Origin of the sequence: Microbacterium canaveralium (assembly GCF_047238045.1) — a bacterium.
Classification (GTDB): Bacteria; Actinomycetota; Actinomycetes; order Actinomycetales; family Microbacteriaceae; genus Microbacterium.
Window position 1 is genome coordinate 3,402,651 of record NZ_JBDFMA010000003.1, and the last position, 12,379, is coordinate 3,415,029.

General features: G+C 68.2%; 15 protein-coding genes. 7 read left to right on the forward strand and 8 right to left on the reverse strand.

Annotation, left to right across the window (positions count from 1 at the left end):
• Positions 1 to 46: 46 nt before the first annotated feature.
• On the reverse strand, positions 47 to 1,192 hold the full coding sequence (locus tag ABC271_RS17180) for an epoxide hydrolase family protein (protein WP_412926053.1): 1,146 nt from the start codon (positions 1,190 to 1,192) through the stop codon (positions 47 to 49).
• Positions 1,189 to 1,632: a nuclear transport factor 2 family protein gene (locus tag ABC271_RS17185; protein ID WP_412926054.1), complete on the reverse strand. Its 444-nt coding sequence runs from the start codon at positions 1,630 to 1,632 to the stop codon at positions 1,189 to 1,191. Before ABC271_RS17185 ends, ABC271_RS17180 begins: the two co-directional genes overlap by 4 nt.
• A 48-nt stretch (positions 1,633 to 1,680) precedes the next feature.
• On the opposite strand from ABC271_RS17185, the gene ABC271_RS17190 reads away from it, so the two are divergent.
• Together ABC271_RS17190 and ABC271_RS17195 are read left to right on the forward strand one after the other, a co-directional pair.
• Positions 1,681 to 2,184: a MarR family winged helix-turn-helix transcriptional regulator gene (locus tag ABC271_RS17190; RefSeq protein ID WP_412926055.1), complete on the forward strand. Its 504-nt coding sequence runs from the start codon at positions 1,681 to 1,683 to the stop codon at positions 2,182 to 2,184.
• A gap of 29 nt (positions 2,185 to 2,213) precedes the next feature.
• Positions 2,214 to 2,828 (forward strand): hypothetical protein, encoded by a 615-nt coding sequence (locus tag ABC271_RS17195; protein WP_412926056.1) that lies wholly within the window; start codon positions 2,214 to 2,216, stop codon positions 2,826 to 2,828.
• A gap of 7 nt (positions 2,829 to 2,835) precedes the next feature.
• On the opposite strand, the gene pdxH is transcribed toward ABC271_RS17195, so the two are convergent.
• The gene (gene pdxH, locus ABC271_RS17200; protein WP_412926057.1) at positions 2,836 to 3,477 is read right to left on the reverse strand and encodes a pyridoxamine 5'-phosphate oxidase; all 642 of its coding nucleotides are present in this window, start codon (positions 3,475 to 3,477) and stop codon (positions 2,836 to 2,838) included.
• A 107-nt stretch (positions 3,478 to 3,584) separates the two neighbouring features.
• Between pdxH and ABC271_RS17205 the strand changes: the two genes are divergently transcribed.
• Entirely contained in the window at positions 3,585 to 4,193 is a 609-nt protein-coding gene (locus tag ABC271_RS17205) for a hypothetical protein (protein WP_412926058.1), read from the forward strand.
• Between the two features lie 84 nt (positions 4,194 to 4,277).
• Entirely contained in the window at positions 4,278 to 5,354 is a 1,077-nt protein-coding gene (locus ABC271_RS17210) for an alkene reductase (protein WP_412926059.1), read from the forward strand.
• A 489-nt stretch (positions 5,355 to 5,843) separates the two neighbouring features.
• Here ABC271_RS17210 and ABC271_RS17215 read toward each other — a convergent pair whose 3' ends face one another.
• A complete protein-coding gene (locus tag ABC271_RS17215; RefSeq protein ID WP_412926060.1) occupies positions 5,844 to 6,503 on the reverse strand; it encodes an MBL fold metallo-hydrolase in 660 nt (219 codons plus the stop codon).
• 324 nt (positions 6,504 to 6,827) lie between these two features.
• Here ABC271_RS17215 and ABC271_RS17220 point away from each other — a divergent pair, with 324 nt between their 5' ends.
• A complete protein-coding gene (locus tag ABC271_RS17220) occupies positions 6,828 to 7,109 on the forward strand; it encodes a winged helix-turn-helix transcriptional regulator (protein WP_412926061.1) in 282 nt (93 codons plus the stop codon).
• 23 nt (positions 7,110 to 7,132) lie between these two features.
• Here ABC271_RS17220 and ABC271_RS17225 read toward each other — a convergent pair whose 3' ends face one another.
• The 4 genes from ABC271_RS17225 to ABC271_RS17240 form a co-directional block, all read right to left on the reverse strand.
• On the reverse strand, positions 7,133 to 7,837 hold the full coding sequence (locus tag ABC271_RS17225; RefSeq protein WP_412926062.1) for an SDR family oxidoreductase: 705 nt from the start codon (positions 7,835 to 7,837) through the stop codon (positions 7,133 to 7,135).
• Complete coding sequence (locus tag ABC271_RS17230) at positions 7,834 to 8,352, reverse strand: YbhB/YbcL family Raf kinase inhibitor-like protein (RefSeq protein WP_412926063.1); 519 nt, start codon at positions 8,350 to 8,352, stop codon at positions 7,834 to 7,836. The genes ABC271_RS17225 and ABC271_RS17230 overlap by 4 nt, the downstream gene beginning before the upstream one ends.
• 74 nt (positions 8,353 to 8,426) lie before the next feature.
• The gene (locus ABC271_RS17235) at positions 8,427 to 9,473 is read right to left on the reverse strand and encodes a zinc-binding alcohol dehydrogenase family protein (protein WP_412926064.1); all 1,047 of its coding nucleotides are present in this window, start codon (positions 9,471 to 9,473) and stop codon (positions 8,427 to 8,429) included.
• Between the two features lie 167 nt (positions 9,474 to 9,640).
• A complete protein-coding gene (locus ABC271_RS17240) occupies positions 9,641 to 10,462 on the reverse strand; it encodes a helix-turn-helix transcriptional regulator (RefSeq protein ID WP_412926065.1) in 822 nt (273 codons plus the stop codon).
• A 130-nt stretch (positions 10,463 to 10,592) separates the two neighbouring features.
• Here ABC271_RS17240 and ABC271_RS17245 point away from each other — a divergent pair, with 130 nt between their 5' ends.
• Positions 10,593 to 11,435, forward strand: coding sequence for an SDR family oxidoreductase (locus ABC271_RS17245; RefSeq protein WP_412926066.1), 843 nt, complete (start codon positions 10,593 to 10,595; stop codon positions 11,433 to 11,435).
• Positions 11,432 to 12,202: an SDR family NAD(P)-dependent oxidoreductase gene (locus ABC271_RS17250; protein ID WP_412926067.1), complete on the forward strand. Its 771-nt coding sequence runs from the start codon at positions 11,432 to 11,434 to the stop codon at positions 12,200 to 12,202. Before ABC271_RS17245 ends, ABC271_RS17250 begins: the two co-directional genes overlap by 4 nt.
• The last annotated feature ends 177 nt before the right edge of the window (positions 12,203 to 12,379 follow it).

Below are 12,379 nucleotides of genomic sequence, written 5' to 3' on the forward strand. Positions count from 1 at the left end.
ACGTCAGGTAAAACGCAGAGCTGCGCGAGGTATTCCCGCCGGTCGGTCAGCGGTACGCCCGGAAGAAATTCCTCAACTCCGCGGCGTACTCGTCGGGAACCTCGCGCGGCGCGAAGTGGCCGCCCCGTCCCGCGACGCGAAAGCTCTCGACCGCGGCGATGCGCTCCGCCCAGGCTCGCGGCGGCGCGAGCAGGTCGCCCGGGTAGAGCGTGAAGCCCGACGGCCGCTCGACCTTCCGCAAGAGCTCCGTCGGCGGAATAGCCCCGTTCGCTCGGTACATCCGCATCGAAGGGCCGATGTTGTTCGTCACCCAGGTCGTCGTGAGCAAGGTCAGCACGGCATCCCGTGAGATGCCGCCCAGAACTCCCCCGCGCGCGTCGGTCCACGACTGCAGCTTCTCGACGATCCAGGCCGCGAGTCCGGCCGGCGAATCCGACAGTGCGGCGGCGATCGTGGCGGGTTTGGTGCGGTGCATGGCGGCGTACGCCCCCTCGGCCGCCGACCACGACTGCACCGCGGCGAGGAACGCGCGCTCATCGGGTGCGAGCGTCGCCGGGTCGCCGGTGAAGACCGGGATGCCGACATCCATCCGGTGCACGGCGATCACACGGTCGGGGTGGTTCAGCGCCACAAAGCGCGCAACCGAGCTGCCGATGTCACCGCCGGCGACGACGTACCGGTCGTGACCGAGGCTCTGCATGAGCGAGGCGAACGCGTCGGCGACACCCCTGGCATCCAGGGCCGGATCCGCGGCGGGCGAGAACCCGTACCCCGGCATCTCGGGCACGATGACTTCGAACGCGTCACCGGGGTCGCCGCCCGACGCCGCCGGGTCGGCCAGCCTGTCGATCACGTCGGCGTATCGCCACGCCGAATCGGGCCAGCCGTGGCAGAGCAGCAGCGGGATACGCGCACCGACGCCCTCGCGATGGATGAACCGCAGCCGTACCGAAGGCGACACCTCCGCCTCGAACCACGGGAAGCGCTGGATGCCGGCGAGCGCGGCCTCGAAATCGAAGCCATCGCGCCAGTAGGCGAGCAGATCCGCGAGGTACTCGGCATCCACCCCCTTCGACCACCCCGTGTCGGGCGGGGTCACGGGCGGGCGGGTGCGGGCGAGCCGCGCGCGGAGGTCGTCGATGGCGGCCGCGTCCCAGGTGGGGACCCAGGGCGAGGGGACGGGCTCGGTCATGCGGCCACCGTATCGAAGGGCTCGTAGCAGTCGAAGGTCTCGTGCTCGACGACGAGTCCGTCGCGCACGACCAGCATCGCGGCGACGTGCGCAATGAGCGCCTGACCCGCCCGGAACGGGCCGACGTCGTGCGCGATGACACCCGTCCACGTCGCGCGAACGGCGGCACGGTCTCCCTGCACGAGGACGTCGTGCACGTCGAAGGTCTGCGCGCGGAGGATCGCCTTGCCGCGATGGAATCCCTCGAGAGTCTGCGCGAGGTCGCGCCGCGCGCCCGAGCGGACGAGGGCGTTGGGGTGCTCGACGACGGAGACGTCGGGTGCGAGCACCCGGCGCAGATCATCCTCGGCGGATGACAGGTCGGACACGAGGGCGTAGTAGCGCCGGACGACGTCCTCGACGCAGGTGGAGAGGGCGGGATTTGAGTTCGCTCCGTTCATGGCGACATAATTGCACAACCGTGGTTGTGAATTCCAGAAGGGATGCCGATGGCTCATGGAACCGACCCGACGTCGCCCGCCGATCTCGACACGGCGACGCTGCTCTCGCTCGCCGGGACGGTCGCGAACGACGCCGTCCTGTCGGCCCTGCGCGAGAAGGGCATCGAACTCCGTCCGGCGCACGGCTACGTCTTTCAGCGCCTCCTGACGGGCGAACAGTCGATCACCGACCTGGCCGCCGACCTCGGCATGACGCAGCAGGGCGCGTCGAAGCACGTCCTCGAGCTCGAGCGACTGGGACTGGTCACGCGCATCGTCTCCCCCGACGACAGACGCGCCCGCCACGTGCGCCTCACCGACGCCGGCCGTGAGGCGATCGCCGTGGCACGCGCGGCGCGGGCGGCGTTCGAGGAACGTCTACGGCACCTGCTCGGCGGCGACGTGCTCCGCGCCACGCGCGACGCCCTCGCGACCCTCCTCGACGATGAGGGCGTCTCGGCGCAGATCGCCGGCCGCGAGATCCCGTGGAGCCGGCGCTCGAGCGCGGACTGATTACGGGGTTCGCCTGGCAGACTCCCGGAATGACCCGCCACACGATCCTGCTCGGCGTGGAGGGAGTGCTGCTCGTCGAGATTGACTCGCCCGCCCACGACTACGCCGCGATGAAGGAAGGGCGGGACTACGCGTCGCTCCCGGTTCCCGACGACGGCGCGGTAACCCCGGACGGGCGGTTCTTCGTCCGTATCCCCGTGGTCGAGGGCATCCGTGAACTCGCGGGCGCGGGCGCCGACATCGTCTGGCATACCCGCCGCCTGACCGACCCCGACGCCCTGCGCGAGCTCGCGGAGCACCTCGGCCTGGCCGACACCGTCCGGTTCCCGGACGCCGCCGAACTCCCGGCAGCCCCCACCGAAGACCGCATCGACACGGGGCCGAACGTGCTGTGGGAACACTGGAAGGTGCAGGCGCTGATCCAGCGGGCTCGGGATCTGCCCTCGGGCGACGAGGTCGTGGTCGTCGACTCGACGCTCGACTTCACCGCGCACCGGATGCCCGACGGGCTCGCCCGCCGGTCGGGACGGAAGGATGCCGACGGCATCGGCGGAGTGAAGACGGTCGACGTGGTCGGCCTCGACGAACCGCGCCTCGACGCGCTGCGCGCCTGGGTCGCGGGCGGGGCGGTGCCGCGGATCTAGCGGCCACTCACGGCTGCCTACGCACCGCCGCCCACCCGTCGCCGTCGCGCGTGAAGACGATCCGGTCATGCAGTCGCGACGGACGACCCTGCCAGAACTCGATCTCGCGCGGCTCGATGCGGTAGCCGCCCCAGTGCGGCGGTCGCGGCACCGGCTGATCATCGCCGAAGCGAGCTGAGACGGCGGCCATCTGCTCCTCCAGGGCGGCTCGGGATGCCACGACCTCCGACTGGTGGCTCGCCCAGGCCGACAGCCGCGAACCCCGCGGTCGTGACGCGAAGTACGCGTCATCACGCTCGGCCGGCAGCGGCGTCGCCGTGCCCAGCACGATGATCTGCCGCTGCAGCGCGTACCAGGGGAACAGCACCGACACCGCCGGATTCTCGGCGAGCGCGCGCCCCTTCCGCGACTGCCGGTTCGTGAAGAACCAGAGCGCGCCGTCGTCGTCGATCCCGCGCAACAGAACGGTGCGCGAGGTCGGCGAGCCCGTGGCATCCACCGTCGAAAGCACCATCGCGTTCGGCTCGGGCAGATCGGCGGCATCGGCCAGCCACCGCTGGAACAGCGCGATCGGAGAGGCGGCGAGCGCGCCGTCGTCGAGCTCGGCGAGGGTGTAGTCGAGCCGGTGGGCGAGGGGGTTCTCGGTCATCGCGGGGTCCTCCGGTGGGGCTCGGGAGGCACCATCGTACGGCCGAGCGTCGCGAGTCGTCACCGCCGGGTGTCACGCCGGAAACGCCGCCGTGGCACCCTGAGTGCATGAAACGTGCCGGCGTGATGACGCTTGTCGCCTCCGCCCTCGTCGTGGCCGGCCTGGTTGCCCTGGCGGCACCGGTCGTGTCGATGTTCGGTTCCGACGTGACACCCGTTCCGGTTGCGGCGGCCGGCCCTGCGGCGTCGGCGTCGCCCGTGCAGCAGAAGACGCCCACGGTCACCGAGCTGCCCGACTGGGCCAAAGCATCCAGCCCGTGGATCATCTACCCCGAGGGCTTTCGGTGCCAGGGCACAGAGGGCTGCCCGAACGACTTCCGCGCGCTGATCGGCGAGCCCGGCGACATCCTGCCGCCCAACGTCCACTACTACGACCCGGCCGTGGACGACTACGACCCCGCGAATCCCGGCAAGTTCTCGGTGTTCCCCTCCCCCGCACCGGGCGCCGATATGGGTCGGCGCCCGGGGGCGAACGGCTTCGTTGTCGTGTCGGGAGCCAGCGGCAAGGTGACGTCGTACCTCGTGGGCACGGACGACACGCTCACCGACATCGGCGTCCGATTCGCGGTCGATCCGGCCACGCTGACACTCGACGGCGAGCCTGTCTCACCCGACGAGACGCGCATCGTTCCCGGCGATGTGCTCGTCTTCCCCTGACCCCGCGGGGTCCGGATAGGGGAATACCCGCCGCCCGCCCCCGGTTGGGGAGAGCCTGCCCCGCTTCCCCCCGAAAGGACACCCGTGAGCCTGTTCAGCCCCACCACCGTCGGCGCCGTCGACGTCCGCAACCGTGTCGCCCTCGCCCCGATGACCCGCCTGCGCGCGAGCGCCGACGGCGTTCCCGGACACCTCATCGCGACCTACTACGCGCAGCGCGCGGGCATCGGGCTGCTGGTGACCGAGGGCGTGTTCCCGAGCGCCGAGTCGCGCTCGTACGCGGGCCAGCCGGGCATCGTCACCGACGAGCAGGCGGCGGGTTGGGCGAAGGTGGCGGATGCCGTGCACGCCGAGGGCGGCACGGTCTTCCTGCAGCTCATGAACGGCGGGCGCGTCTCGCACACCGACATCACCGGCACCGACCGCATCGTGGCCCCTTCGGCGATCGCGATCGAGGGCGAGACCCGCCTCGCCGACGGTTCGAAGGTCGCCTACCCCGTGCCGCACGCACTCGAGACCGACGAGCTCGCGACCGTCCGCGACGAGTTCGTCGCCGCGGCTCGCAGAGCAGTGGATGCCGGCCTCGACGGTGTCGAGCTGCACTCGGCGAACGGCTACCTCCTGCACGAGTTCCTCTCGCCCGCGTCGAACCAGCGCACCGACGGCTACGGCGGTTCGCCCGAGGCTCGCGCCCGATTCGTCATCGAGGTCGCGCGAGCCGTGGCCGACGAGATCGGCGCCGGTCGCGTCGGCATCCGGATCTCTCCCGCCCACAACATCCAGGACGTCTGGGAGAAGGACGACGTCGAGACCCGCGCCACTTACGCGGCGCTCGTCGCCGGGCTCGCGCCCCTGGGCATGGCGTACCTCAGCGTGCTGCACCACGACCCGGCGAGCGACCTGATCCAGGACCTCCGCCGCGCCTTCGGCGGCGCATTCATCGTGAACACCGGCTTCTCGCGCGTCACCACCCGCGACGAGGCCGTGCAGGCCATCGACGACGACATCGCCGACCTCGTCGCCGTCGGGCGCCCCGCCATCGCCAACCCCGACCTCGTCACGCGCTGGGAGCGCGGCGCCGAGCAGAACACGGTGGATCAGGCCTCGGTCTACGGTCCGGACGAGCGCGGATACACGGACTACCCGTTCCTCGAGGGCTGAGCGGACCGGCGGCCGCGGCGCGAGCGAGGGCGTCTGTCGGCATGGGTCGTCGTCAGTGCGTGTCGAAGATCTGCTGGTAGCGCGCGACGGCAGCGGCTGTCGCTACGCGCTCCTCCGCGCTCGGGTGGGAGGGATCGTTCGCGATCGGCAGTGCGCCGAACTTCATGAGAGCCGCCATCAGGCAGCGTCAGGTCGATGAGGAGGTTCAGCCAATACGCCGTCTCGTCGATCTGCGGGCTCCCCTGGGTCCAGATCATGCCGTCGTACTCGCCCGACGAGGCGATGCGCTGGACGTCGTTCGTGATCTTGGCGACAGCGGGGCGAGCGGGAGCGGTGGCGAGGGGGTTCAGCAGGGCCCCGATAACCATGGGCACGGCGAGTCGCCGTGGGAACGAAGGTGTCTGCGGCTGATCGGGTTGTCATGGGTGTCCCTTCGGTGGCGCGGTGCCCCTCTCCGTGCCTGGTCAGGGGCACCGCGCTGGCGCACAATCAGCTGAGCGTGGCGTCGGTCCAAGTGTTCTGGGCGCTGATACGCCGGAACACCGGGTTATCGAGATGCGCGGCGGCGATCACGATCGCCTCCCCCTTCGCCTGAGCGAAAAGGCGGGCGCGCTCGCTCGCAGGAAGGTCGCGGTCCACATCCGTCATGAAGTGGATGCCCGCGTCGATGAGCTGCCCAGGGTGCTCGATGAGGTCTCCAACGAACCAGATCTTCTCGCCCTTCGACTCGAGCTGGATCATCACGTGCCCTGGGGTGTGCCCGGGGACATGGATGGCCGTCACCCCGGCAAGTACCTCGACGTCTTCCGGCTCGTAGGTGCGAAGGATTCCCGCGCTTTCCGCCTGGTGCATGAGCACCCGTGCCGGATCATCGTCCGGGACGTCTTCGACGAGCTCGGCCCAGTCTTCGCGCCCGAAGTACGCGGTCGCGCGAGGGAAGAACGGCTGACCGTCCTTCATCAACCCGCCGACGCGGTCAAGGTGAAGGTGAGTAATGAAGACGTTCTCAATGTCCTCGGGAGCGACACCCGCTGAGCCGGCGCTCGGCGCCGGCACCTTCAGCAGCAGGATGAATGGATCTCGCGCCTGCAGTCCGCCCTCACCGAGCGAAACTCTGACCGCGATGATCACTCCGCCGCGCGGATGCATTGCGCGATTGTGCTGCAGGCCTCGGAGAAGGCCCTGCTCGCTTGCCTTGAGAAAGACGACTTCACCATCGTCGGTACGGAGCTTGCCTGGCACTCGAGCAGATGCGATCCTTCCTCGCCGAGTAGCTCAGGAGCGCAGCTGCGCTCGATCACGGTCACAAGGCCCACGCATCCGCCGCCCCGCCGCTGGTATACATTTGCTACCTGAGATCGTTGAGATATCGGGAGGCGCACGTTGTCACTGATCGCCGGCCATGGTGATTCGAATCACGAAGAGGACTGCAGTCGCAATGATGTCTACGCCGCAGCCTGCCCGTGCCGCGACATGCTGGACCTTCTGGCGAACAAGTGGACCGCCCTGGCAATCGGCGCACTCGAAGACGGCCCACTGCGGTTCGGCGAGCTGAAGCGCACGCTTGAAGGGGTGACCCCGAAGGTGCTGTCGGCGACGCTGAAGCGCCTTGAGGCTGCCTCCCTGGTCGACCGAGTGGTGTTCGCCGAGGTGCCGCTGCGGGTCGAGTACTCGCTCACCCCTCTGGGCTTGAGCGCGGCGTCCCCGCTCGCTCATCTCCGCAACTGGGTGAACGAGACCGTCACCCAGCACTGACGAGCCGGGACGCCGCGGCAATCTCAGGCGAGTCGGCCGCCGCCGTCGATGTGAAGCGTCGTCGCGGTGAGGAACGGGTTGGTCAGTGCGAGGATGACCACATCCGCGACATCCTCCGGCGAGCCGATCCGTCGCGCCGGATTCGCTGCGGCCCTGGAAGAGAAGAACTGCCTCTTTTGATCCACGCCCATCGCGTCCCATGCCCCCGAGTCAATGATGCCAGGGGACACCGCCACGACACGGACAGGTGCCAGTTCGACGGCAAGGGCATCGGCGAGACCCTCAGCAGCGCGGTTTCCGGTCGCCATCACAACCAGATCTGGGCTGGGCCGACTTGCGGCGACGCCGGAGAACAACACGATCACACCATCCGCCGGCATCATTGGCGCGAAGTGCTTCGCCAACAGGATCGGCCCGATTACCTTCGCGTCGAAGGCGCGCCGCACTCGATCGGCGTCGAGCGTCGCGAGCGGTCCATTAGCGTGATCGGCAGCTAGCGCGACAATCGCATCGACGGCTCCGAGCTCCGCTGAGGCGCGCCTGATCGACGACTCATCCGCCAGGTCGAGCGAGATGGCATGGATACCGTCGGTCACGTCGAGGTCCTCCACGTGCCTGCCCGCGACGAAGACGTCAGCACCGTCGGCGGAGGCCCGGGAGGCTATCGTGCGACCGATTCCCGACCCTCCGCCGACGATGAGGACGCGACGTCCTCGGAGCGACGTCATCGGCGGCCGATCGCGGTGATCACACCGCGGGCGACGACGTGGGGAAGGATGTTGAACGACACGAAAGCCGGCGTCGCCTCGGAGTCGAGCCCGAGCTCCGTGACACTGGCGATGTCAAGAGCCTGAACCGCGATCGCATAGTGGTCGGTCGCCCCTACGGGAGGCGCCGATCCGATGAACTGCGCTGCACGGGCGTCGTTCTGGACCGTCCATGCCTGCCCGGGCAACTCGGTAACGCCGGAAGGCAGCTCGGTCGTTTCTGCGGGGATGTCGACGACCATCCAGTGCCAGAAGCCGGACGGGGTGGGAGCCTCAGGGTCGTACACCGAGACCACGAAGCTCTTCGCGGTCTCAGGTGCCCCGCTCCAGCTGAGCTGCGGAGAACGGTCCTGCCCGCCGGGGACGCCGAACACGGCCGAGTACTGGGCGGTCGCGAACTCGCCGCCATCCTCGACGTCGGCGCTGGTCAGAGTCAGCGCGGGGACGGTGGGCAGGTGGTCATAGGGGGTGGTCATGATGTCTTCCTTCTTGTAGGTGGACCGGCACACGCGAGTGCACCGGAGTTCGGTGATAAGCGGCAGCAGGCGCGTCACTCGTCGGAGATGACGACCTTGCCGATCGCGCGCCCCGACTCGACGGCCCTATGGGCGGCGACCAAGTTCGGAGTATTGATCGGCGAGAGACGCTCGGTAGCCGTCGTCCGGACGCGTCCCTCGTCCACCAACTCGGCAACTCGGTTGAGGATGCGGTGTTGCTCGATCATGTCGGCGGTCTGGTGGAGCGATCGGGCGAACATGAACTCCCAGTGCCAGGACAGCGCCTTGCTCTTCAGGCTGACGACGTCGAGGCGGTGAGGGTCGTCGATTGCGACGATGTGCCCGAAGGGCTTGGCGATACGCACGTAGGAGGAGATAGCGCCGGGCTTGGCCGACGCGGCCGTGAAGATCCAGTCGACGCCATCCGGGGCTGCGGCAAGGACGCTCTCCGCCAGGTCTCCGGCGTGATCCACGACCTCGTCGGCTCCCAGCGATAGCACCCACTCCCGCGTCTCGGGGCGAGACGCGGTCCCGATGACTCGAACGCGAGGATCGAGGACTTTAGCGAGCTGGATCATGATCGAGCCGACCCCGCCAGCAGCTCCGACGATCAGTAGTGTGCCGACGCTCGCATCTGTCAGTCGGAGCTTGTCGAACAGCGCCTCGTAGGCCGTGAGGGTGGTCAGCGGCAGCGCGGCAGCATCCGCCCAGGACAGAGACGCGGGCTTGCGTCCTGTGATGCGCTCGTCCACGGCCTGGTACCGCGCGTTCGAGCCCGGTCGGTCGATGGCACCGGCGTAGTAGACGTGGTCTCCTTCTTCGAACAGAGCGACCGACTCGCCCTTGGCGACCACGACACCCGCGCCGTCGTAACCCAGGACTCGAAATCCGTCGGGGTTCGCGTGCGCGCGCTGCTTCACGTCGACGGGGTTGACGCTGACGGCACGCACTTCGACGAGCAATTCGTGTGGGCCGACCTGCGGGACCGGGATCGTCTGAGAGACGAGCGCGTCAGGGGCATCGACAGGCCGGTTAGCGGTGTAGCCGATGGCCGTCATCGAGGTGGGCAGCGGTTCTTCCGTCTTTTGTTCTGAGGTCATGGCGAAATGCTCCTCCCGGGATAGTGGTTACCCGCAAGGGCATCAAGTATCTTTGAGATACCAGAAAAGCAGGGGCGAGATCAGCTTTCCCGCGTGCTCGACCAGCGGCGTGCCCCCGACAAGGCCACCCAGCAGTGACTGAGACGCTGCAGCGAACGAGCGCCGGGTCAGCGCGCCGTACCGGAGAAGAGGCGTTGGAGCGAGTTCGCCGACGCAGACCCGGGCGCGGCGTGATAGATGACCAGGACGAGACCATCGGCGCCCACGGAGAGTTTTTCCCTCATGAGGTGCAGCCTCCCGAGCTCGGGGTGGTCGATGAGAGCCGCGGCTGATCCCCCGACATGCACCTCGTGACGCGACCACAGCATGAGGAAGCGGTCGCTTCTGAGCGACAGCTCACCCACGAGCGCCTGAAAGCGTGGATCGCCATAGTCCGTTCCGATGTCCGCTCGAAGCTGCCCGACCACGGAGGCGGTGCTCGATTCCCAGTCGGGATGGTAGGAGCGGGCTGTCTCGTCCGTGAACAACGAGATAAGCCGGTTGCGCCCTACTTTCAACGACGGCTCCAAGGCTGACGCCGTGCGGTTCACCGCCAGTACGTCGCGGTAACGATTCATAACGAAGGCGGGGACATTCAAGGTCTCGAGCAGCATCGCGATTCCCTGCGGAACCAGGTCCGACGGCTGCAGGGGACGGTCCAGCTGTCGACGTCCCCTATCGCGTGCGAGCTCGTTCGCGTGAGCGCGACTCTCCCGATCCAGGAGCAAAGCGTCGCCGAGGGCGTCCAGCACTTGCTGTGAAGGATGCCTGTCTCTCCCCTGCTCGAGCCGCAGGTAGTACTCGGCGCTGATCCCAGCAAGGGTGGCGACTTCCTCACGCCGAAGCCCAGGGACGCGACGGCGCGATCCGGAGGGCAGGCCCACCTCCTCCGGTCGGACCAGCTCGCGACGAGCCCTCAAGAACTCGCCGAGCGGGTTGTCCTTCTTCATGCAATGACGATACGGCCGGAGGCCCCTCATGTACCCCGGAGCCTGGCCCCGCTTCTACCAGTAATCGAAGGGCCTGGGTTGCCTCCCGCATCGGCCGCACGATGAGGTCGTGAACGACAACGAGAGGAACATGACAGTGGAACGTCGTACCTGGCTGATCACCGGCGCCAGCAGTGGCTTCGGCCGACTCATGACCGAGCAGCTCCTTCGCCGCGGGGACCGCGTAGCCGCGACCGCTCGACGCACGCAGGCCCTGGACGATCTCGCCGCCACCTACGGCGGTGCACTCTGGACCGCACACCTGGACGTCACCGACACCGATGAGCTCCGGGCCGTCGTCGAGCGTGCATTCGCGGAGCTCGGGCGCATCGACGTGATCGTCAGCAATGCCGGCTATGGCCTCTTCGGCGCGGCGGAGGAGCTTTCCGACGAGCAGATCCAGGCTCAGCTTGCGACCAACCTCGTCGCTCCGATCCAGCTGCTGCGCGCCGCGGTGCCGCACCTGCGCGAGCAGAAGGGCGGGCGCATCATCCAGGTGTCGACCTACGGTGGCCAGGCGACCAACCCCGGGGCTTCCCTGTACCACGCCAGCAAGTGGGGCGTGGAAGGCTTCATGGAGGGCAACGCGCGCGACCTCGCTCCGTTCGGCATCGGCGTGACGATCGTCGAGCCCGGGAGCGCCGCGACCGGCTTCCGTGTCGATAGCTCGCAGCTTCCGACGCCCCTGGCGGCGTATGACGGCACACCCGCCGCCATGAGCCGCGGGATCCAGAACCCCGCGCTGCCCTCGATCAGCGATCCCGAAAAGGTCGCAGCCGCGATCATCGCCTCGGTCGACGTAACTCCGGCGCCGCTCCGCCTGGTGACCGGAAGCGACTCGCAGAAGTACATCCGAGATGCTCTCGCCGAGCGCCTGGCAGACATCGACTCCCAGAAGACGAGCGCCGCGTCGACCGACCTGGCCAGCGCATGACTTCCCTCGAATCCGACTCACCCCGCGTCGCCGTCGTCACCGGCGGCACGCAGGGCATCGGATTCGCCATCGCGGCCTCACTCGCGCGACGCGGACACACCGTGGCCATGCTCGGACGCTCTGTGGATACCGGGCATGCTGCTGCCGAGCGGCTGGGTCCCGGACACCGATTCTTCCCGTGCGATGTCGGCGACGAACAACAAATCATCGACGCGTTCGAAGCCATCGAGCGAGAACTTGGTCGCGCGCACGTCCTGGTGAACAACGCGGGCGTGGGACGAGCTGCCTCAATCGACGATCTCACGAGCGAGGATTGGGACTGGCTCATGTCCGTCGATCTCAAGGCGGCCTGGCTGTGTACCCGGGCCGCTCTTCCCGCCCTGCGCGCCGGCGGTGGCTCAGTGGTCAATATCGCGTCCATTCATGCCCATCTGACAAGGAAGGGATTGTTTCCCTACGCCGCTGCCAAATCGGGGATGCTGGGTCTCACGCGATCAATGGCACTAGAACTGGCGAGCGACGGCATCCGAGTCAATGCCGTCTGCCCGGGCTACGTGCGCACCCCTCCCATGGTCGCGCAGTACCAGGAACGCCCCGACCCTCAAGCGGCCTGGGAGCATCTGCAGGACGTGCAGCCACTCGGGCGCGTCGGCGAGCCGGAGGAGATCGCCGCCGTGGTCGCCTTCCTGGCATCCCCAGAGGCAAGCTTCGTGACCGGCGCCTCGTGGGACGTCGATGGCGGGTTGGGGGCACGCTTTGCCACCTGAGAGGCGGGAGCTTCGCCTCGTGGAATACAGCTGGACGAGAGATCGTGAGCCAGCCATCCGTGCGGCGTACCCGAGACATCGAGCCCATGTGGATACCCTCCAGGGCCTCTGGATGATCGGACTGGTCAACACCGGGGTCGAGACCGACGATTCACACGTCACGCGCGCCATGGCCGT